21 protein-coding genes, 1 tRNA gene and 1 rRNA gene are annotated in these 19,314 nt (G+C 59.2%); 13 read left to right on the forward strand and 10 right to left on the reverse strand.

Annotated features, from left to right (window positions below):
• Positions 1-116: 116 nt before the first annotated feature.
• From HY247_05655 to HY247_05680, 6 genes are all read right to left on the reverse strand, one after another.
• Positions 117-1,478: ribosomal RNA gene (locus HY247_05655) — 16S ribosomal RNA — on the reverse strand.
• A 282-nt stretch (positions 1,479-1,760) separates the two neighbouring features.
• Complete coding sequence (locus HY247_05660; GenBank protein ID QQG48243.1) at positions 1,761-1,940, reverse strand: DUF1059 domain-containing protein; 180 nt, start codon at positions 1,938-1,940, stop codon at positions 1,761-1,763.
• A gap of 93 nt (positions 1,941-2,033) precedes the next feature.
• Entirely contained in the window at positions 2,034-2,321 is a 288-nt protein-coding gene (locus HY247_05665) for a hypothetical protein (GenBank protein QQG48244.1), read from the reverse strand.
• Between the two features lie 56 nt (positions 2,322-2,377).
• Entirely contained in the window at positions 2,378-2,905 is a 528-nt protein-coding gene (gene yjjX / locus HY247_05670) for an inosine/xanthosine triphosphatase (GenBank protein QQG48245.1), read from the reverse strand.
• Entirely contained in the window at positions 2,902-4,965 is a 2,064-nt protein-coding gene (locus tag HY247_05675; GenBank protein ID QQG48246.1) for a hypothetical protein, read from the reverse strand. The genes yjjX and HY247_05675 overlap by 4 nt, the downstream gene beginning before the upstream one ends.
• Positions 4,955-6,943: a 2-oxoacid:acceptor oxidoreductase subunit alpha gene (locus HY247_05680; protein QQG48247.1), complete on the reverse strand. Its 1,989-nt coding sequence runs from the start codon at positions 6,941-6,943 to the stop codon at positions 4,955-4,957. Before HY247_05680 ends, HY247_05675 begins: the two co-directional genes overlap by 11 nt.
• A 59-nt stretch (positions 6,944-7,002) precedes the next feature.
• Between HY247_05680 and HY247_05685 the strand changes: the two genes are divergently transcribed.
• From HY247_05685 to HY247_05695, 3 genes are all read left to right on the forward strand, one after another.
• The gene (locus tag HY247_05685; protein QQG48248.1) at positions 7,003-8,034 is read left to right on the forward strand and encodes a phosphate uptake regulator PhoU; all 1,032 of its coding nucleotides are present in this window, start codon (positions 7,003-7,005) and stop codon (positions 8,032-8,034) included.
• Positions 8,035-8,083: 49 nt separating this feature from the next.
• Positions 8,084-8,779 (forward strand): hypothetical protein, encoded by a 696-nt coding sequence (locus HY247_05690; GenBank protein QQG48249.1) that lies wholly within the window; start codon positions 8,084-8,086, stop codon positions 8,777-8,779.
• 52 nt (positions 8,780-8,831) lie between these two features.
• Positions 8,832-8,940, forward strand: a tRNA-Leu gene (locus HY247_05695).
• Between the two features lie 43 nt (positions 8,941-8,983).
• Here HY247_05695 and HY247_05700 read toward each other — a convergent pair.
• Positions 8,984-10,288 (reverse strand): hypothetical protein, encoded by a 1,305-nt coding sequence (locus HY247_05700; protein QQG48250.1) that lies wholly within the window; start codon positions 10,286-10,288, stop codon positions 8,984-8,986.
• A gap of 133 nt (positions 10,289-10,421) precedes the next feature.
• On the opposite strand from HY247_05700, the gene HY247_05705 reads away from it, so the two are divergent.
• The 7 genes from HY247_05705 to HY247_05735 all read left to right on the forward strand — a co-directional run bounded on the left by HY247_05705 (position 10,422) and on the right by HY247_05735 (position 13,346).
• On the forward strand, positions 10,422-10,598 hold the full coding sequence (locus HY247_05705; GenBank protein QQG48251.1) for a hypothetical protein: 177 nt from the start codon (positions 10,422-10,424) through the stop codon (positions 10,596-10,598).
• Between the two features lie 501 nt (positions 10,599-11,099).
• Complete coding sequence (locus tag HY247_05710; protein QQG48252.1) at positions 11,100-11,288, forward strand: hypothetical protein; 189 nt, start codon at positions 11,100-11,102, stop codon at positions 11,286-11,288.
• Between the two features lie 45 nt (positions 11,289-11,333).
• Complete coding sequence (locus HY247_05715; GenBank protein QQG48253.1) at positions 11,334-11,471, forward strand: hypothetical protein; 138 nt, start codon at positions 11,334-11,336, stop codon at positions 11,469-11,471.
• 63 nt (positions 11,472-11,534) lie between these two features.
• Positions 11,535-12,032, forward strand: coding sequence for a hypothetical protein (locus tag HY247_05720; protein QQG48254.1), 498 nt, complete (start codon positions 11,535-11,537; stop codon positions 12,030-12,032).
• A 4-nt stretch (positions 12,033-12,036) separates the two neighbouring features.
• Complete coding sequence (locus HY247_05725) at positions 12,037-12,216, forward strand: hypothetical protein (protein QQG48255.1); 180 nt, start codon at positions 12,037-12,039, stop codon at positions 12,214-12,216.
• Positions 12,217-12,513: 297 nt separating this feature from the next.
• Entirely contained in the window at positions 12,514-12,912 is a 399-nt protein-coding gene (locus HY247_05730; protein ID QQG48256.1) for an isocitrate lyase/phosphoenolpyruvate mutase family protein, read from the forward strand.
• Positions 12,900-13,346 (forward strand): isocitrate lyase/phosphoenolpyruvate mutase family protein, encoded by a 447-nt coding sequence (locus tag HY247_05735; protein ID QQG49569.1) that lies wholly within the window; start codon positions 12,900-12,902, stop codon positions 13,344-13,346. Before HY247_05730 ends, HY247_05735 begins: the two co-directional genes overlap by 13 nt.
• 3 nt (positions 13,347-13,349) lie before the next feature.
• On the opposite strand, the gene HY247_05740 is transcribed toward HY247_05735, so the two are convergent.
• Entirely contained in the window at positions 13,350-14,324 is a 975-nt protein-coding gene (locus tag HY247_05740) for a DUF21 domain-containing protein (GenBank protein QQG48257.1), read from the reverse strand.
• A 27-nt stretch (positions 14,325-14,351) separates the two neighbouring features.
• On the reverse strand, positions 14,352-15,017 hold the full coding sequence (pyrH, locus tag HY247_05745) for a UMP kinase (protein QQG48258.1): 666 nt from the start codon (positions 15,015-15,017) through the stop codon (positions 14,352-14,354).
• A gap of 119 nt (positions 15,018-15,136) precedes the next feature.
• On the opposite strand from pyrH, the gene HY247_05750 reads away from it, so the two are divergent.
• Positions 15,137-16,390 (forward strand): peptide chain release factor aRF-1, encoded by a 1,254-nt coding sequence (locus HY247_05750; protein QQG49570.1) that lies wholly within the window; start codon positions 15,137-15,139, stop codon positions 16,388-16,390.
• A gap of 1 nt (position 16,391) precedes the next feature.
• Here the strand turns inward: HY247_05750 and HY247_05755 are convergent, their stop codons facing one another.
• Positions 16,392-17,462: a DUF4382 domain-containing protein gene (locus HY247_05755; GenBank protein ID QQG48259.1), complete on the reverse strand. Its 1,071-nt coding sequence runs from the start codon at positions 17,460-17,462 to the stop codon at positions 16,392-16,394.
• A 79-nt stretch (positions 17,463-17,541) separates the two neighbouring features.
• Between HY247_05755 and HY247_05760 the strand changes: the two genes are divergently transcribed.
• A complete protein-coding gene (locus HY247_05760) occupies positions 17,542-18,015 on the forward strand; it encodes a hypothetical protein (GenBank protein ID QQG48260.1) in 474 nt (157 codons plus the stop codon).
• 69 nt (positions 18,016-18,084) lie between these two features.
• A complete protein-coding gene (gene ychF, locus HY247_05765; protein ID QQG49571.1) occupies positions 18,085-19,296 on the forward strand; it encodes a redox-regulated ATPase YchF in 1,212 nt (403 codons plus the stop codon).
• The last annotated feature ends 18 nt before the right edge of the window (positions 19,297-19,314 follow it).

Consider the following 19,314-nt stretch of genomic DNA (forward strand, 5'->3'; position numbering starts at 1 on the left):
CAGCTGGCCCTTCGCATCCAATCCGAGAACTGGACGCTGCATCTTTCGTGGGTCGTGCTCTACATAGATACTTTCCTCGTTGCAGTGCGTGGTCGTATCCCTCGATTGTTACACTAAGGAGGTGATCCGGCTGCAGGTTCCCCTACAGCCACCTTGTTACGACTTCTCCCCCCTTGCCGAACTTAGGTTCGATCGGCCCAATTAGAGCCGGCCTCGCCTAAACCCAACTCGGGTGAAGCGACGGGCGGTGTGTGCAAGGAGCAGGGACGTATTCACCGCGCGGTGATGACACGCGGTTACTAGGGATTCCATATTCATGAGGGCGTCCGCGATATTGCGATCGCGGCTAGCAATTACTGGCAAGGGTCTCGCTCGTTGCCTGACTTAACAGGACGCCTCACGGCACGAGCTGGCGACGGCCATGCACCTCCTCTCAGCTTGTCAAGTAAAGTCTTCAGCCTGACTCTCATACTGCTGTCGCTCCTGGTAAGTTTCCTGGCGTTGACTCCAATTGAACCGCAGGCTTCACCCCTTGTGGTGCTCCCCCGCCAATTCCTTTAAGTGAACTGTGGGTGCAAAGCGATTTCTCGCTCTACACCCAATTCAGCCTTGCGACCGTACTCCCCAGGCGGCGAGCTTAACGGCTTCCCTGCGACACTTCAATCGCGAACTGCGAGTGAATCATCTAGCTCGCATCGTTTACGGCTGGGACTACCCGGGTATCTAATCCGGTTCGCTCCCCCAGCTTTCACCCCTCACCGTCGAGCGCGTTCTGGCGGACCGCCTTCGCCACTGGTGGTCTTCCGCGGATCAAAGGATTTTACCCCTACACGCGGAGTACCGTCCGCCTCTCCCGCCTCCTAGTCCCGCAGTATCCTCTGCAGGCCAGCCGTTGAGCGACTGGATTTAACAGAAGACTTACGGAACCGGCTACGGGTGCTTTAGGCCCAATAATCGTCCCGACCACTCGAGGAGCTGGTATTACCGCGGCGGCTGACACCAGACTTGCCCTCCCCTTATTCCCCGGCCTATTTACAGCCGAGAAAAGCTCCCTTTAGCAGGAAGCACTCGGACTAGCCTCGTCACGCTTTCGCGCATTGCGAAGTTTTCGCGCCTGATGCGCCCCGTAGGGCCTGGACCCTTGTCTCAGTGTCCATCTCCGGGCTCCTTCTCTCAAAGCCCGTACCGGTTACAGGTTTGGTGGGCCATTACCCCGCCAACAGCCTGATCGGCCGCAGTCCCATCCTGGAGCGAAAGGCACGAAGCAAACTCGTGCCGCCTTTTGGACGACCTCTCCTTCCAGATGAGGTCATCTATCGCGGATTAGCCCCAGTTTCCCGGGTTTGTCCGCGTCTCCAGGGCAGGTTGACTACGTGTTACTGAGCCGTACGCTGCGTCCCCTGTAGCCAAGGAACGCACAACTAACATGGCTAAATCCCAATCCGATAGCAGTCGGGTCCGGCAGGATCAACCGGAGTCGATTATCGAGGAGTACGACCACGCATTTCTGCGAGGTGTAAAGCACAACCCACGTCAGATCTAACCAAAGTCAGATCTCCACTTGTGTCCGCGCACCTGGAGGTCGTGCGTTTCATGGCGTTCGGGCTATGCCCTTTGCTCGAGGCAGACGCCGCCAATTAATGCGCAAAACGGCCCACGGTCGGAGGTTCGTATATATGCGTTCCCCAGTGAGAGGGATTTGCCCGTTCGTTCGGAGAAAAAAGTCGGAGGCAGGGAGTCGCACCCTGCCCGCAGGGGCCTTACATCGTGGGCCGCATGGCTTCGTGGAGCTTCTGACCGAGCTCGGCGGAGACCTCGTTCATCTGATGGGTCTCCTTCGCGTGGACCTTCGTCTTGGAGACGACCTCGTCCGCGCTCGAACCGACCACGGCCCAGCTACACCCGCACACCTGCTTTAGGTCTGCTGAGAAACCGTTCATGGACTGAAGGGACTGCCTGAGATAATTAGTGATTTGCCCAGATTGCGCCCGGTTCTGTCCCCAATCTAATCGAATGGCCGCGAGTCTATTGACCTAGGGAGAAGTCCGGTCTTCAGGCTCCTCGGGGTCGGCCACAGGGGGGCGGGCCATCCTGACGGAACCAATGACGATCAGAAACACTCCGACGCCGACGAGGGAGGAGCCCCATAGCCCCGTCGAAGCGGTGCTGATCCAAGTTGGAGGCGAGTAGGCAGCGGGGCAGTCCTGAGGGTTGAAGCAACCCGGAATTGAGGATGAGGTGTTCGTGTCCGGATTCATTGTGAGCTCCCAGGCTCCCAGGGCGAGAAGAGCCACTCCTGCAATTATTAGGAGTCCCCTCATGCTGCTCACTGGGCGGACGAACCGCGTTCCGTATTACTGTTACCTATCCTGCAGGTTCAGAACCCGTAGACGCCGCGGTGGTGCCAGGGGATGAGGGCGGTGAGGACGCACTGCTCGGTCAGCTCGGCGCGGGTCATGCGGTCCTTGGTCAGGTGCTGGATGAGGCCTCCCTTGTCCCCGACCTCGGGGGTCCCGCTCAGGGCCACGGCCCACTCCTCGAGCTCCTTGCCTTCGGCGAGGAGCTTCTCCATCGAGCCCTTAGGGAGCATGTAGCCGGCGGAGTGGCCGAGGGAGGCCTTGCCCGCGGAGTCTACGATGGCGGCGAGCTGCGTGTCGAAGTAAGAGTCTCCGATCTTGAAGAGGCCCGCTTCTACTCCCACTCCGAAGTCGCCCCCGGCGGTGGACATTGCGTGCCTTGCCCTGGCTGTGGCGCCCAGGGCCATCTCTTCGAGGCCGTGGGGCTGGGCCCTGGCTATCGATGAGGCGTCGACAGGCCTGAGCTGGACGTCAGGGTAGTATCTTACGAAGGCCTTGGTGATGCCCTCGAGCTTGGATGGGTTCTCGGTCCCGGCGGAAACTATCACGAGACGCGGAGCTCTTCGAGGAGCTTCGAGATGTTGGTCAGAGGGGTCCCGTCGGGGTGGGCGATCTCCTGGGCTGCGGGCGGGTTGGTCTTGTAGGAGGGGGACCTCTTGGTGAGGCGCTCCTCGTATGTTGGGACGAACTCATTCTGATAGAAGATCCCCAGAGGGGTGTGGTCGCCGAACTCGAATGACTTCAGGACAGCCTGCTGGACCTTCTTCTCCATCTCGGCTGCGTCGGCGTTGTGGACTATCCCGTCGTATCCGGTCTCCTCGAGCTTGTAGGTCCGGGGCTTGATTTTGCCGGCTTCGTCCAGCTGTCCTTCGCCTGCCCAGTACTCCTTGGTCTGGATGTCGTTGTAGGTGGGGCAAGGCTGTAGGACGTCCAGGAACGCGAAGCCCTTGTGGCGGATGCCCTTCATTATCATGTCCTTGAGGTGGCGGACGTCGTAGGAGTAGCCTCTGGCGACCCAGGTGTATCCTGAGGCGATGGCGAGCATGATCGGATTGATCCCCTGGTTGATGTTCGGCAGGGGGAGGGACTTTGTCTTCATCCCGAGGCCCATCGTGGGGGATGCCTGGCCCTTGGTCAGGCCGTAGACTTCGTTGTCGTGGATGATGTAGAGCATGTCGAGGTTGCGCCGCCCGGAGTTGACGAAGTGGCCCGCGCCAATGCCCATGCCGTCGCCGTCGCCGCCTGCGACCACCACCTCGAGGTTGGGGTTGGCGAGCTTGATGCCGGAGGCGAAGGGGAGGGACCGTCCGTGGAGGGTGTGGACTCCGTAGGTCTTGATGAAGTGGGGGACCTTGGAGGAGCAGCCGACGCCGGAGACGACCACGGTGTTGGTAGGGTCGACGTTCATCTCTGCGAGGGCCATCTGTATCGCGTTGAGGATCCCAAAGTCGCCGCAGTTGCCGGAGGCCGTTACGCTCGTAACGAATGTGTGGGATGGGTCGTCCATCGTAAGGTCGTAGACGTGGCCGTCGAACTGGAATGTCTTGATGCTCGAAATCGGGAGGTATGCCTTTCCGTTCTTCAGGACGGTGGACCGCTTGTCGCGCATGGTCTCCCTCCTGTGGGGAACGCCGACTATCTCCGCCAGTTTGTTGTAGTCTCTCCAGTAGCTGACATACAATCGGTATGCCGTCCTGTGGATGCCTCTGGCGGGCTCAGTCTGAGTGATTGGGATGATTCCTTGTCTGAGGAGAAGCATCTTCATCTGTTCGGCGAGGACCACTGAGGTAGTCGTGTATCTGGCCTTGGACTTCTTGAAGTCGCCGTCCCCTCTCCAGAGTCCCCTAATCAGGGCCCTTTGCTTCAAGAGCGGGAGGAACATGAACTCGTGTGGGATCCTCTTGTCCTCGGCGTCCCCTCCGAAGGTCTCCTCGAAAATCTGCGCGAGGTAGGAGGAGTTGAAGACGAGGTCTACCCCTTGCCCGTCTCCAGACCTACGGCCCTTGAGGCTGAATAGCGTCTCCATGAGGCCGTTAGTGTCGTCGATGTACTCGGTCTCGTTCTTGTTGAAGCTGAGAATCAGGGACCGCTTGTGGCTGCTCCCCTCTGCGATGTAATATCCTGAGAGCCTCAGGAAGTCGTCGTCCAATGGCACCTTGGACGGGAGAGGGGCGCTCCGGGTGTCCTTCGCCTTCCTTTGGTATTCGATTTCAAAGTGGGCGAGGTCGGAGATTGTCCGCATCACAGGAAAGACGAGATAGTCGCCTACCATCAGGTCCGAAGCCTTGACTTTTTCCTCGGTGAACCTGGAATTGTGCCTGTGTCTGCCCCAAGTCCTCCTGACGGCCACGAAAGGATGTTCCGGAGTGGCGGTGATTTCCCCAAAGGCTTTCGCACGGACGCGGTACATCAGACCTTGGTGGCGGTGTCTGATCCTCGCAGCCACTCTATTGTACTCGCCGTAGGCATTTAGGACCTTGTCTCCAGGCTGAACCTCTTGAATCTGCTTGACAGAAGGATTGGAGACGACTAAGGTGTCGCCGGTCACGCAGCCTGGGCACCAGTCGTTGTGCGCCGTCGTCTTCAGGTCTGTGAGCTTAAGCGCCATGGGTCAACACCAATTTCTTAGGGGCCTTGCCTTCGTGAATCATCTTCAGGGAGTCGTAGATCTCCTCGGAGGACATGGGGCGCCCGTTGTACTTTACGACCAGCTGCTCAACGGGGATGCAAGTGCGCTCGCGGAGGATCCCGATCAGTTGGGCGGAGTAGTTCATCTCGATACCCACAATTTTCTTTGCCCTGGAGAGGACCTTCGTGACGTACTCTGTGGGGAAGGGATGGATCAGGCGGAGCTGGAGGAAGTTGACCGTGATGCCGTCCGTCTTGAGCCAGTCCATCGCGTCGAGGATGGCCCCCTTCGTGGAGCCCCAGCTGACGACCGTGACTTCGGCCTGTTCGGGCCCGAAGAAGTTGACGCGCTCCTCCATGGGGATCTCCTTGTCGGCGACCTCGAGCTTGCCCATGCGCTTCTCCATCATCAGGTTGCGGTTGGTCGGGTCCTCGCTGATGTGCCCGAGCTCGTCGTGCTCATCGCCGGTGTGCCAGTAGACCCCGCCCTTGGTGCCGACCACCGCCCGGGGGGAGATGCCGTTGGGGACGTACTTGAAGCGCTTGAACTCGCCGTTGACTGCGTCGGTGATCGGGCCCTTGATGAGAAGGCCTCGGTCGATCTTCACTCGGTTGACGTCGAACATCGGCATCGTGGCGTCCGAGTTGGCGATGGCCTTGTCCACCATGTGGATGACTGGGGTCTGGTACTTCTCGGAATAGTTGAAGGCCCTGACCGTGTCGTAGAAGGCCTCCTCTAGGTCCCCGCTCGCGAGTACGATTCGCGGGAACTCGCCGTGCCCCGCGTGGAGGGCGAAGCGGAGGTCTCCTTGCTCGTGGCGCGTCGGGAGGCCCGTGCTGGGGCCGCCTCGTGAGTATAGAGTGACCACGACTGGGACCTCGTTGATCCCCGCGTATCCGAGCCCCTCGGCCATCAGGGAAAAGCCTGGGCCTGAGGTGGAGGTCGAGGAGCGAACGCCCGCGAGGCCTCCGCCAATGGCCATGGTAACCGCCGCAATCTCGTCCTCTGACTGGACGACCGCTATCGAGGCCCTGGCCTTCATCGAGGCAACCTCTGCGACCTGGGGGTTCTCCTGGGCCGAGCCGTCGAGCTCCATCTCTGAGTGCCCCTCGAGGAATTCGCTTTCATCGCTCGCGGGTGTGATGGGATAGTAGGTCTGGAGGCGGCATCCTGCCAGCTGCTTGGCCAGTGCCACGGTCGAGTTGCCCCTGACGAAGAGGCGGACTCCGTCGATCTTGGAGGGAGAGAGCTTGTATGCGAAGCTTCCTGCGTACTTCTGGGCGACGTAGTCGTAGGTTGCGCCCACGGCTTCGGCGTTCATCTCGCCGACCTTGGGCTTGGACTTGAACTGCTTTCGGACTGCGTCCTTGACGAGGTTGGGGTCGTAGGAGAGTAGAGCGTAGGAGGCGGCGACCGCCATGATGTTGAGCATGCGCTGGAGGGTGCTGAGGGAGGTCTCGCCGAACTTGGCGCCGACTGCCTTGAGGAGCTCGTTGTAGGGGACTGGATAGATGTGGACCCCGCGCCTCCGGGCGAGCTCGAGGATGCCCTTGATGTCCGCGGAGAGGCCTGCCTTTGAAAGCTCAGCGGCCAGAGCTATTCGCGCGTCAGCTTCGATCGTCGGGACGCCGTCGAGGCGCTTGGTGTCCTGGTCGGGGTCGTAGATTATCGCACCTTCGGGCCGCACCTCGAGAGCGTGGCGGAAGATCGTTTCCTCCTCGAAGGTCGCGAGCATGTCGACGGTGTCGACGTGGGAGCGGATCTGGTCCTTGGAGACGCGGACCTGGAAGTAGCTGTGCTCACCCTTGATGTTAGAGTAGTATTCCCTCTTGCCGAATACGTAGAGCCCTCCGGACGCTGAGGCCCTGGCGAAGACGTTCGCAGAGGTGTCGACGCCGCTGCCCTGGACTCCACCGATCATCCAGGAGAAGTCGTTTCTCTTCAATTCCTGAGACATGGGGTCGCCTCCTCGTTTAAGAGTATAGCATTTATAGTAGTTATCAGTATATAGAATTCGTGGACGAGCTCAGGAAGGTGCAGAAGGTGGGGTGGTCGACTCTATCGGTGTCGATCCCTCAGGAGTTCGCGAAGAGGATGAGATTGGTGAAGGGGGACAGCCTGCTGGTCAGGGAGGACGTGGATGGGACTCTGAGGCTCATACCAACGACCAAGGCGAAGGAGGCAGGCAAGGCGATCATCAGGGCGGAGCAGGCTGGAGGGGACGAGATGCTGACGAAGCTTATCGTCGGGTCGTATGCGTTGGGGTATGATACGATCGAAGTGGTGGGGAGGGAGCCGCTGGCCCAGATGACAGTGGACCGCGTGGTGGGGACGGTCAAGAGGCTGAGGGGGATGGAAGTGGTGGAGTCGGACAGAAGGAGGATCGTGGCGCAGAGCTTCATGGACCCGACTAGGTTCCCGGTCGACTCGCTGGTCAAGAGGCTCCAGATCCTGGTGTCGCAGAGCCTCGAGTACGTGACGGATGCGCTCGACCTGAAGCAGACGGGGAGCCTCAACGAAGTCGCGAGGGTCCAAGAGCAAATCGACGAGCTTTACTGGCTCATCCTCCGCCAGCTGCTGGTCGCCCTCAACAGGAGGGAACTGGCGTCTGAGATTGGAATCGAGTCGCCGCTCCACGCGTCGGGGGACAGGGTCTCGGCGAAGACGCTGGACGAGATCGGGAGCATCATCAGGGATGTGGCCGAGGAGCTAGTCAGGCTCAGGGGTCAGGGGACCAAGATGGACCCCAGGATCGCAGAGACCATCAAGAAGCTGGCGGCGAAGTCGGGGGAGGCGTTCAACACGACGGTGGAAAGCCTGCTTGCGCCCGACATCAAGTTGGTCGCGAGGTCGGTGGAGCTGGTCGAGGAGGCGATGCAGATGGAGAGGGAGGTCTCTCACCAGATGCTCGAGTCGGGAGAGTACGGGTATGCGAGGGTGCTGGTGTCGCACTTCGGGCAGCTGGCAAGGTACTGCAACATCATCATCGAGATAGCATCCCACAGGCTCCTGAGGAAGACCAGCAGAGTCGCCGTCGTCCAGGCGTAGGCCCGTTCGTCAGGGTAGAACTATAACCGGTGGGCCGCCTCCTAAGCGTGTGGTCGAGCGGACGCTGCTTCAGAACAAGAAGACCTCCCTTCTCATCATAGCCGTCGTAGGGGGCCTCATCATCGTGGCGGCAGCGGCCCAGTACTATCCAACGCTGGCGGGATACCTCGGGCGGAACTCCCCGGCGACCAACTCGGGAGGAGGGAATTTGGTACTAGTCTCGAAGGAGTGCGCCCCAGAGCCTCGGGTGCCGGCAAACGAAAACGGTTCACAGGTCTCCTTCGAGGTGCTGGCAGGGAGCCCGCCAACCCAGACGACCACCGTAGTAGAATATTCGACCGCGACGGTCGGCTCTGGAACGGCGACGGCCAGCCCCGGAGGGTTTAGCGTTCTCAGCACTGGCCAATCGGTGGAGATTCACTGGAACCAGCTGGTGCTTACGGGGTCCTACCAGGTCGCTGATGGAGGCGTGGTAGCCGCGTGCGGGATCGCCTATTGCGAGGGAGCGAGTTGTACGCCTTCGACTGGGCTGACGACCGACAATGAGAACGTGACCACCGTTTACACCCAGACGTCGTGCCTGGAGGTGTGTTATGTGCCGCACACGACCACCACGCTGGGCCTGAAGGCGCTGTCGCCGGTGCTGCAGGTGGGGACGCCGTACACGTTCGCGTTCTACGCGGTCGATGGGACCGGGAAGGCGGCGGTGTGGACTTTGACCGTGACTTTCGTCGGGAACCAGTAGTCCTCCTCTGCTCAATAGATTCTTTATCGCAACCCGCTGAGGAGGCCGCTGTGCGGGGGTAACGAAGCCTGGTCAACCGTGCGGGACTCAAGATCCGGCCTTGCTTCGGATGGGGCATCCCGTCCCTTAGGGGTTCGTGGGTTCAAATCCCACCCCCCGCATTGAATATCGCAAAACCAGACACTCGCCTCTGGTTGGAGTCTGTCAGGACTGTACGGGGGGCCTACGGCCGACTTTTCCAGTCTTGTATGCCACGAGTATCACTGCGACAACGAACGCGACTCCCCCTGCGAGAACGAACCAGCCCACTAAATGGCCAGGGAAGGCGGATGTGGAAGGCTCCTGGAGCCAGTTGGTGAAGTTGTAGCTCGCAACTGGCGAACTCCCATTCGGTCCAAAGATTAACAGCTTCGGAGCTGATTTGGTGTTGTTCAGATGACCCCAATCTGGAATGGAGACCGACACCGTTTGAGAAGGGCGCACAGATATGGACGAAGCGTTGAGAGCTGCATGGGAACTCTGGTTGATTGAAAAGAGGACCATCGTGGTTTCGATGTCACTCGAAGTTGTCATTTCAACCCCGCTCTCAGTCGGGGAGATTGTCAGGTTGAGTGGAAGTTGTGACGAGGTGGTTAGTTGATAGCCCACAATGGACGATTCATTTCGCGGGATGATCACGGTGATCATTGAGGACGACTCTCCTGGATCTTGAATTGAAAACAGGATGCCTTTGGGAATCCCATAGACTTGGATGTTGTCCTCTTCAAACCCTACCACTCCTTGGACAGTGCTATTGAAAGTCAGGGTATTGCCGGGGTTCGTGAAAAATGAAGTTCCCTCAGATGTCACTATCTTTGTCGGTACGCTGGAGAAGACGTACGTATAGTAGGGATTTGTTGAGTTTACCGTAGAACTCCACTGAGAAGCCAGAATCCCCCTTAGTGCTAACCAGTTCCATTGCAAAGTTGTGGGCGTGATGACGTTGAAACTGTTCCACGTGAAGGACCCGCCACCTGCCACTCCCGTGTAGGAGAAGAGCCCATTATGGTAGCTCGCATGACGGGCCTGATTGCCGAAGTTGGGATCGGAGACATCGATGATAATACTACCATTTGAAGTCAGAGCGTACCCCGAAGCAACAACGGCATGTCCTTCCGAAGGACCAAGCGCGAGGATAACAGGCAGTCCGCTCTGTATGCTCTTCTCGAGTGCGAGTACGGAAGCCTGTTCATCCGTTGGGTTCAGCACTTGGTTGTTCGGATCATAGGTCTGATGGATGTAGATTGGGAAGGTGTTTTGCGAAAGACTATTGCCTCCCGTTTGACCAGACAACTCGCTCAAGTGCTTGCCCTGAGATGGGAAGAAGGGAAAGCTTAGGTCCCCTAGAGAGTAATGCCTGAAGTAGAGTATTGAACTGCTTGCAAATCCATAGCAATCTCCGCCATCGTTGAACACTCCGTAGTTTCGGAAGCTGTAGAAGTCAGCTAGGGGGTCCCAATTCGTGGTCACGTTGCCAATTGAGACTGTCAGTGCGCTAGTAGCGCTCGTTGTCGTGATTGTTTTAACGGAACAGGATGTCACTGTGTTGGTTTGACTGGTCGAGCTTGTGGAAGTGGTGAGGTAAGATGTTCGGATTGTTGATGTGACGGTCGAGTTCGACAACAAGGTATTGGTCGATGCAGATGTGCTGGTCGTGGCAATCGGGACTGTAGCAAGAATGGTCTGGTTTGAGGTGTATGTCGAGGTCGTGACCCCAGTTGTTTTCTTGACCGTAACGGTGGCTGAACTAAGAAGAACGCTTGTCGAGCTCGAGAGATAAGTCGAAGTTGTTGTATACGTGGAACCAAGGCTGCTTGATGAAAGAAGAGTGAGCGTTGTTGTAGTCGCAGTTGGGCTTGAGAATGATGTGCTATAGACCGAGGTGACCGTTGTGGTCAAGGGGCCGCCCGAGGTCGAAGTGGTATCACCAGGCAGAGTCGAGGTTGACAATATGGTCACGGTGCTGGTGACTGTAATCGTGCTCGATGTTTTGAAAGTCTGAGTGCTGCCAACGGGAGTCGTCGTCAGGTATTCGGTAGAGGTTGATGTCATCGTCGAAGCAAGGTAGCTTGTGGTGGTCACGTTGACTGGAACCAATACTGTTGAAGTCGAAGTGGATGTCGTTGGCCCGGTAGTGGAGGTCACTAGGTAGGAAGTGGTCACAACCGCAGTGAGTGTTGTCGTGCCCGATATTGTCGTTGTCGACCTTGAAGTGGATGATGAGAGAGTACTAGTGGCTGTCCGGGTAAGTGTGGACGTATGGTAAATTGTTGTAGTAGAGGTGCTAGACACAACAGCTGTCGAAGTTGCGGTAGTTGTGAGTCCTGTCGAGTACACGGATGACGTCACTGTAGTGCCCCCACTTGCCGCGGTGACGATGCTGTTGGAGGTTGTGCTTGTCTTGGATGTAACGGTCCTTAACGATGTACTGGTGGTTGTTGATGGCAAGGTAATTGTTGAGAGAGTGTAGTTGGTTGCGGTCGTGGTCGACTTGACGGTGTAAGTGCTGGTCCCGGTGGTCGTGAGGGTCTTCGTCGACGTAATTCGCGTTGTGGCGGTGGTCAAGGCTGTTGCGTTCGTAATGACAATAGTTTGGGAGGCGGTAATGGTGGAGGTACGAGTCGAACTGGTGGTCGCGGATGTAGTGGTGTAGGTGCTCACTTGAAAGGACGTACTCTTGTTTACGACGTAAAGTGTGGAGGTCGCAACCGAAGAATTGATCGAATATGTCGTGGTTTTGAGACTTGTCACGGTTGAAGTAACTGGAGACTTCGAAGTCAACGTTGTTGAAAGCGGCACAGGGGTTGTGCGCGTCGTCGTGACGGTGGAGCGCACTGTGGTGGTCACTGGAGTACCCGTTTGGCAGATAGTCGAGGATGTAGAAGCTTTGACCGATGCAGGTGCGAGCAGAATCAGTTGGATAACGGTGGATGCCGTCAGGATGAGAAGTAACGTAGTTGAGGCATCCTTGGAGAGTCGCCTCACCTTGTCTCTTCCATCAATCTCCATATTTATGGAAATCAGGAACGGACATGTTACCAAGGTTGTGGTCGTTCAACCGCTCTTGCCTGTTGAACTTGCCACGCCTAGAAGATCCGATACTAGACCTTCAATCCAGATTCGCGTAGGCCCAGATTCGCAGTCCATACACGGTAGAAACTACTCCGACGGGGGCGAGGGGAACGCTAAGGATCAAGAGTTCGGGAAGTCCTGAAACCATGAACAGGCCGGACATGAAGGTCGTGACTGCCCCGAAAGCGGCGAAGGAGAAGCGGGCGACGGCGGAGAGCCTTGTGATCCCAGGCCCCAGAAGGGCCATCCAAGCCACGCATAGGGGGAAGGCGTATGTGAGTAGGACACCGAAGGTCGTCAGGTTGCCTACAGAGGGAGACACGTAGCCGCCCTCGAAGTAGTAGGTCGCGCCCCATTGTGATGCCCAGTAGGCAAGGGACTTCAGACCGGAGGTGTCGCTAAGGCAGACAAAATGCAGACCGCACCTGAACAGGGCAGGGTCGTACAACACGGGGACGAAGATGACGACGAAGGTTCCCATGAGGAGCAGCGCCAATCCTATCCGCAACAGCCTTGAATTTGACAAGTGGGCCAGTCAACGACTTCCTCTGCCTGTCACTTACCCTTTGCGGGGTCAGATGCAGTGAAGGTTTATCACTCGTAAGAGAGGAATTCTGGATGACTTGGCAGGTCAGTCGGAGAAAGCGGAAGCCTTCAGGGCCCTTCACAAAGGGAAGATACTGGTCCTCCCCAACGGCTGGGACGTCCCAAGCGCGAGGGTCTTCGAAGACGCCGGGTTCCCGGCGGTCGCTACGTCAAGCGCAGGCCTGATGGTGTCTCTGGGCTTCCAGGACGGGGAGGAGATTGGGATTGACATCCTCGCAAAGGCAGTCGGGAAGATCGCGAACGCGCTCTCTGTCCCGCTGAGCGCCGATGTGGTCGGGGGATTCGGGCGGACGCCCGAGGAGGCGTCGGCTTCGGTACTGAAGATAGTCGAGGCGGGGGCCGTCGGTGTCAACGTGGAGGACTTTGTCACAGCACGAAGGAGCTTCTCCCGGTCGAACAGCAGGTGGAGAAGCTGAAGGCTCTGGTCGAGCTCAGGAAGAGGTGCGGAGTCCCGTTCGTAATCAACGCGAGGACGGACGCCTTCAGATTCTGCCCGGGCGACACAGAGGCGAAGTTGGCTGAGGCTGTTAGGAGGTCGAATGTGTACAAGGCCCTGGGCGTCGACTGCGTCTACCCGATGGGGCTCGTGGAGTCGGCCCACATAGGCAAGTTCGTAGAAGAGGTCCAGTTCCCGATGAACGTGATGGTCAGGAAGGGCCTGCCCCCTGTCGCAGAGCTCCAAAAGCTGGGGGTGGCGCGGATGAGCTTCGGGCCCGCGGCGTCTTATGCGACCTTCGGGTTTCTGAAAAGGGCCGCCAAGGAGGTGATGGAGAAAGGTACCTTCGAGTCTCTGGTCGAGGGTGCAATCAACTTCGACGAGCTGAACGCGCTTGCGGTACCGAGGAAATAGTCCTCAGACTTTCACTCCCAAGACCTGCTCGATGATGTCGGAGAGAGTGATCATCCCGACCATGTTCTCCCCCTCATAGACGAACGCGAGCGTGGCCGCAGAGTCCTGCATCTTCTCCATGACCGTGGGCAGGGGGTCCTCGGCCAGGACCCGGGCGGGTTGAATCATGTAGTCGTGGATTTCGGAGTCGAGGAGGCCCCGGGACAGGGCCTTTGCGAGCGTCCGGAAGGTGACTGCTCCGACATAGACCCTCTTCCTCGTGTCGTAGACCGGCATCCTGGGGTGGTTGGCTTCCCCCATCTGCTTGAGGGCCTCGAGAATCGTGGAGTCGCTGCCGATTGAGATGATCTGCCCGATGGGGGTGGCCGCCTCCTGGGCGCTGCTCTTGGAGGAGGCCAGGGCAGTCCGGAGGAGCCTGCCCGCGTCCGGCTCGATGTGCCCCGCCTTCTCGAGCATCGTGACCACGTCTTCGAACTCGGCCGCGAGGTCCACCTCTCTGTATCCGGGCTTCCCTACGATCCTCTCCGAGAGGTTGCGGGCGAAGTTGGTCATGGGGACCGCGAGGGGGGCGAAGGCGTCCATCAGCATCTTCGAGGAAGGGGCCAAGAAGAGCGACATCCGAAGGGCGTTCTCAATCCCTATGGCCTTGGGGAGGAGGTAGAGCAAGGTCATGATCACGAAAGAGCCTGCGACGACGCTGATGACCCAACCGAGGGGTCCGAAGAAGTCGGACAGGATGAGGCCGATTGTGCTGGCCAGGACGACGTTGGAGATTGTGTCGATGAAGGTGGTCACGCTGACGAGGCGCGTCTTCTCGCTGACGATTTCGAGGGCCATCGACGCTCTGGAGGAGCCACCTCCGATCGACGAGCTCAGGGAAAGAGGCCTGAGGGTCAGGTAGGTGGCCTCGATCAGGGACGACCAGAAGGCGACGACGACCGCGACCGCCAGGGCGGCGTAGACTACTATTGGTACCAAGTGTTCTCGATGCGCCGCGGCTCCGTGTCAGCTGACAAGCGTGCCTATCTTTTCGCCATGGACGGCCTTCGCGACCCCCCTGGGGTCGGCGCCGTTCATAACAATGAGTTTGACCTTTGACACCACCAGCTGGTCCACCGCGACGGGGTCGACGATGCTGTGGATGCCGGGCTTGTGAGACCCTCCTAGGATCTGCTTCATCTTGTCGTAGGTGAGGTGGTCGAGCTTCTTGGCGTTCTTGTTGACCCTCGGGTCTTCGGTGTAGATCCCTTTCTGGTCGGAGGCCTTGACCATGAGGTCCGCCCGCCATCTTTGAGCCACTATCGCTGCGACCGTATCGGTGGTGATGCCGGGCTTCAGGCCGCCCATCACCGCGACCCTGTTCCTCGAGAGGCGCTGGAGCATGCCGTCGATCGAAGTTGGGACGGAGCTGACCCCGCCGAGCTTCATGGCGACCAGGCGGGCGTTGAGCCTGGATGCGTGGATTGCGATCGTGTCTTGCTGATAAGAGGAAAGGCCCATCTGCGCGGCCGATCTGATGTACTCCCTGGAGACCTGACCTCCTCCGACCACTACTGCGACCGAGTGGCCCTCGTAGTTCAGGTCGGAGACTACCTCAGCGTACCCGTCGACCACCTTTGCGGAGGGCGGGGAGCCCAGCACCGAACCACCGATTCTTAGGACGGTTTTCATTCTCAGAACCTGTAGGATTGATATGTGAATGGTTTTATAAATGGGTAAGGGAGTTTTCGACCGTTCAAATGCCTAGTACGTCTGGATTCGACTACTCGCCTGCCGCCTGACCCAGAGGTATTCCAGCATTGTCGACAAAGGCCGATTCTGTCAGGCTATACAAGGTAAGGAAGCTCATCTCAGAGCTGAGCAGCAAGGAGGGGAGGGGGACCGAGCTCGTGTCTCTCTACGTCCCGCCCAAGAAGCCGGTGCACGAGGTGATCTCCAATCTTAGGGAGGAGTGGGGGACTGCAGGCAACATCAAGTCCGACACGACCAGGAACCACGTCCAGGACGCCCTGACCAAGACCATGCAGAGGCTCAAGCTGTACAGGACTGTCCCAGAGACTGGCCTGGTCATCTTCTCAGGGGCTCTCCCGACCAACGGGTTGGGGAGCGAGGTGGTCAACGTGTACGAGATCATCCCGCCGAAGCCTGTCACGGCCTACCTCTACCAGTGCGACGACCACTTCCACCTGGAGTGGCTCAAGGACATGCTCAGGGCGGAGAAGGTCTACGGGATCCTCGCGATAGACGCGAGCGAGGCAGGGCTGGGCATACTCAGCGGAGACAGGCTGGAGATTCCTGACGTGCTCACCTCCGGCATTTCGGGGAAGACGAGGAAGGGGGGCCAGTCAGCCCGGAGGTACGAGAGGGGCCGAGAGATGGAGCTGACGTACTACTACCACAGGGTCGCCGACCATGCGACCAGGGTCTTCATCGACGGAGGGAAGGTGACTGGGATGATAGTGGGAGGGCCCGGGCCGACCAAGGAGGAGTTCCTGAAGGGGGGGTTTCTGCACTATGAGCTGCAGAAGAAGATCCTCGTCACCCTGGACTTGGGATACTCGGGGCGAGAGGGGGTCAGGGAGCTGGTGGAGAAGGCAGCGGACACACTGAAGGACGTGAGGCTAATCGAGGAGAAGAAATTTGTCCAGAAGTTCCTGGGGGAGGTCAACAAGCAGGGCGGCCTGGCGGTCTACGGCCTTCCGAGGGTTCTGGAAGCGCTCCAGAAGGCGAGCGCGGACGTAGTCCTGGTCTCCGAGGACTTGGACACGGTGAAGGTCGAGGCGAAGTGCAAGAAGTGCGGGACTGTCAAGAGTCAGGTCGTGGAGTCGGCCAAGAAGATCAGGACGAAGCAGGAGATGCTCGCCGTGGGCTGCGAGAAGTGCGGCGCGACGGACTACGAGGCATGGGAGAGGGACTTGGTGGACGTGCTGGAGGAGCTGGCTTTCCAGGCAGGGTCCAAAGTCGAAGTGATCTCGTCCGGGACGGAGGAGGGGAGCATGTTCAAGACCTTCGGGGGCGTCGCCGCCCTGCTCAGGTACAGGTAGCCTAGGAAGCGAGAACGCTCTGGGCCGCCAGGACGTGCGAGCCCACTACCACCACGTAGTATGCGGCTCCTGCCCTGATCCCCGACCGGCCCAAAAGGGTCGAGATCGTGCCGGAGTAGCTGAAGGTCGTGGTGTTGCCTCCAAGTAGCGTGTAGCCGGACGACTGGAGCGCGGTCTTGACGAGTCCCTGGGGCCCTCCCTGTCCGGTGGTCAGGTTGAGGAGCGTGAGCGAGCCGTTGGGTCCAATCACGAAGACAGCGGCCCGGGGAAGCGAGGCCAGAGCCACCGATGGGAGGGCCATCGGAGTGACCTCCGCGATTATGACCAGTTTCAGGGTCACGGGGTCGGAGGACGGGTTGGTCGCGGAGAAGCTGAAGGAAGCGGCGGAAAGGGAGACGGAGCCCAGCGTTAGGTTGTCGGGATTAGATGTGATGAAGGACCGGAACCACGGACGACCAAGCAGAGACGCCCTGAAGCCGACGTGCCTCATCTGCTCCAGCACCTCGTGCGAGGGGACCTGGAACGCCCTAGCGCCGGTGGTAATCACGAAGTCCGGGTTGGTGGCGTTGCCGAGGTTGAGGACCGTCGGCTGGATGTCGACCACGGCAGCTGCTGGGTCGGTGGAGTTAATCGTCAGGCCGCCGAGCAGGGGGACCACAAGCTTGCCGCTGTTGACGGTCGCGCTGTAGTTGGCGCCCTGGTACTTCACTAGAGCGGATGATATGTTGAAGGCGAGGAGGTTGTACCTCCCGCTAGGGACGCTGCCCGCGGAGATCGTCTGGCTGAGGTTCACGAGCCCGAGGGTCTCGATGGTGCCCGAGGAGCCTGTCGAGAACCAGCCTGCGGAGCCGAGGCCCCTTTCGTGCACGGCCACATCTGAGTAGGTGATGTAGACTGCTGTGACACCGTCCGGGATGTTGGGCGGGTCGGTCAGCATTATCGAGAGGAATCCGGGAGAGGAGGGGTTGAATTCGCCCGTATAGAGGCCCAGGCCCGACCCTGAGAGGAGAATGAGGCCTGCGAGCGCGACCCCGGCCAGTCCGTAGGTCGCCGCCTTTGTTCTGGGGCTCAACTCCTATGAGTGGTGAGCGGTCGGGATATCAATCAACGTTTTTGAACGTAGAGAAAAGACGGGGCGGGAGGGACTCTTCGTGAGCGAACCAGCCAGACAGCCACTGCCTGACAAGCCCCCTCAGAGCATGGTCGACGCCGTCCTGAAGGGGAACACGCTGAGGGTCTACGTGTACGCTCTCAAGAAGAGGAAGGTCGGCGTGAGAGAGGTCCAGAGGGCCCTTCTCATGTCAAACCCGTCTCTGGCGCAGTATCACCTCAACAAGCTGAGGGAGTTGGGCCTGGTTGCAGAGAACAACGGAGAGTATGAGATACTGAACGAGGTCAAGGTCGACGTGATGAGAGACTTCCTGAGGGTGGGCACCCTGATCGTGCCGAGGTTCATCTTCTATGCGGCGTTCTTCACGGTCTTTGCGGGATACCTGACGTACCTCGCGGTCCCATACTTCCAGGCGGTGCCGATCCTCGAGTGGTTCGCCGGGCTCATCCTCGCCTCTGCGGCAGTCTTCTGGTACGAGGCACAGAGGGCGTGGCGCTCCGCCCCCTCCCCCTGACAGAACCCCTCGGCTCGCAATCGTTAATATTGCTCGGGGACGGCCAATCATCGGTGGTCGAGGGCGCCCATCAGAATCGGACTGATAGGGAAGACGAACGCCGGGAAGACGACGCTCTTCAACTCGATGACCCTTCTTTCGGGCGAGGTTTCTAACTATCCGTTCACGACCAAGACCCCCGAGACGGGGGTCGCGAGCGCTGTGACGCCCTGTGTCCACAAGGAGTTCGCGCTCACCGACAGCCCGATGAACTCGAAGTGCGAGGACGGGTGGAGGTTCATCCCTGTGGAGGTCACTGACCTGCCGGGATTGATCAAGGGCGCGTGGATGGGCAAGGGGCTCGGGAACCAGTTCCTCAGCGTCGCCGCCCAGTCGGACGCCCTGCTCCACGTGGTGGACGCCTCCGGGAGCGTGGACAAGGACGGGAAGATTTCGGACCCGGGGACGGGGGACCCGATGGCCGACTTCGCGGACGTCGAGCTGGAGCTTGTGCTCTGGTACACGAAGCTCTTCACCCAGAACCTGCCGAAGATCTCCAAACTCTCGAAGACGCCGGGATATGGGGTGCCGAACGCTGTGGAGGAGGTGATGCAGGGAATCGGCGTCCGGAAGGAGCACGTGGTGATGGCGATGAACGACGCAGGGCTGATGGACAAGCCCTTCGATTCTTGGAACGAGAAGGAAGCCCAGGCCTTCTGCTGGTCGCTAAGGGAGTATTCGAAGCCGACGCTGCTCATTGCCAACAAGATGGACCTGCCGTTCGCAGCTGAGAACTTCAGGAAGCTGAGGGAGAAGTTCAAGGGCCTGATCGTAGTGCCTACGAGCGGAGAGGCAGAGCTGACCCTGCGGCGGGCTGAGGGAAGGCACCTGATCAGGTACATCCCAGGCGAGGAGAGGTTCGAGATCCTGAAGCCCCAGGAACTGAACGACGCGCAGAGGAGCGCGCTGGCCTACATCAAGAGGAAAGTCTTCGGGGAGTACCTGAGGACGGGCGTCCAGTTCGCCCTGAACATCGAGGTCTTCAAGCTCCTGAAGATGAATGCGATCTATCCGGTCGCCGACGCGCAGAAGCTCACCGACACGCACGGGCGGGTCCTGCCTGATGTCTACTTGATGCCCACGGGCTCCACGGTCGAGGAGCTTGCGAAGGCGGTCCACACAGACCTGGTCAAAGGGTTGGTGTATGCTGTCGACGTGAGGACCGGGCTGCACCTGCCCACCAACTACGTGCTGAGGGACAGGGACGTCCTCTCGATAGTCTCGACGGCGAAGAGAAGTTAGGAAGAGGCTTAAAGGGCC

The organism is archaeon (assembly GCA_016432545.1).
Lineage (GTDB): Archaea > Thermoproteota > Nitrososphaeria > Nitrososphaerales > Gagatemarchaeaceae > UBA183.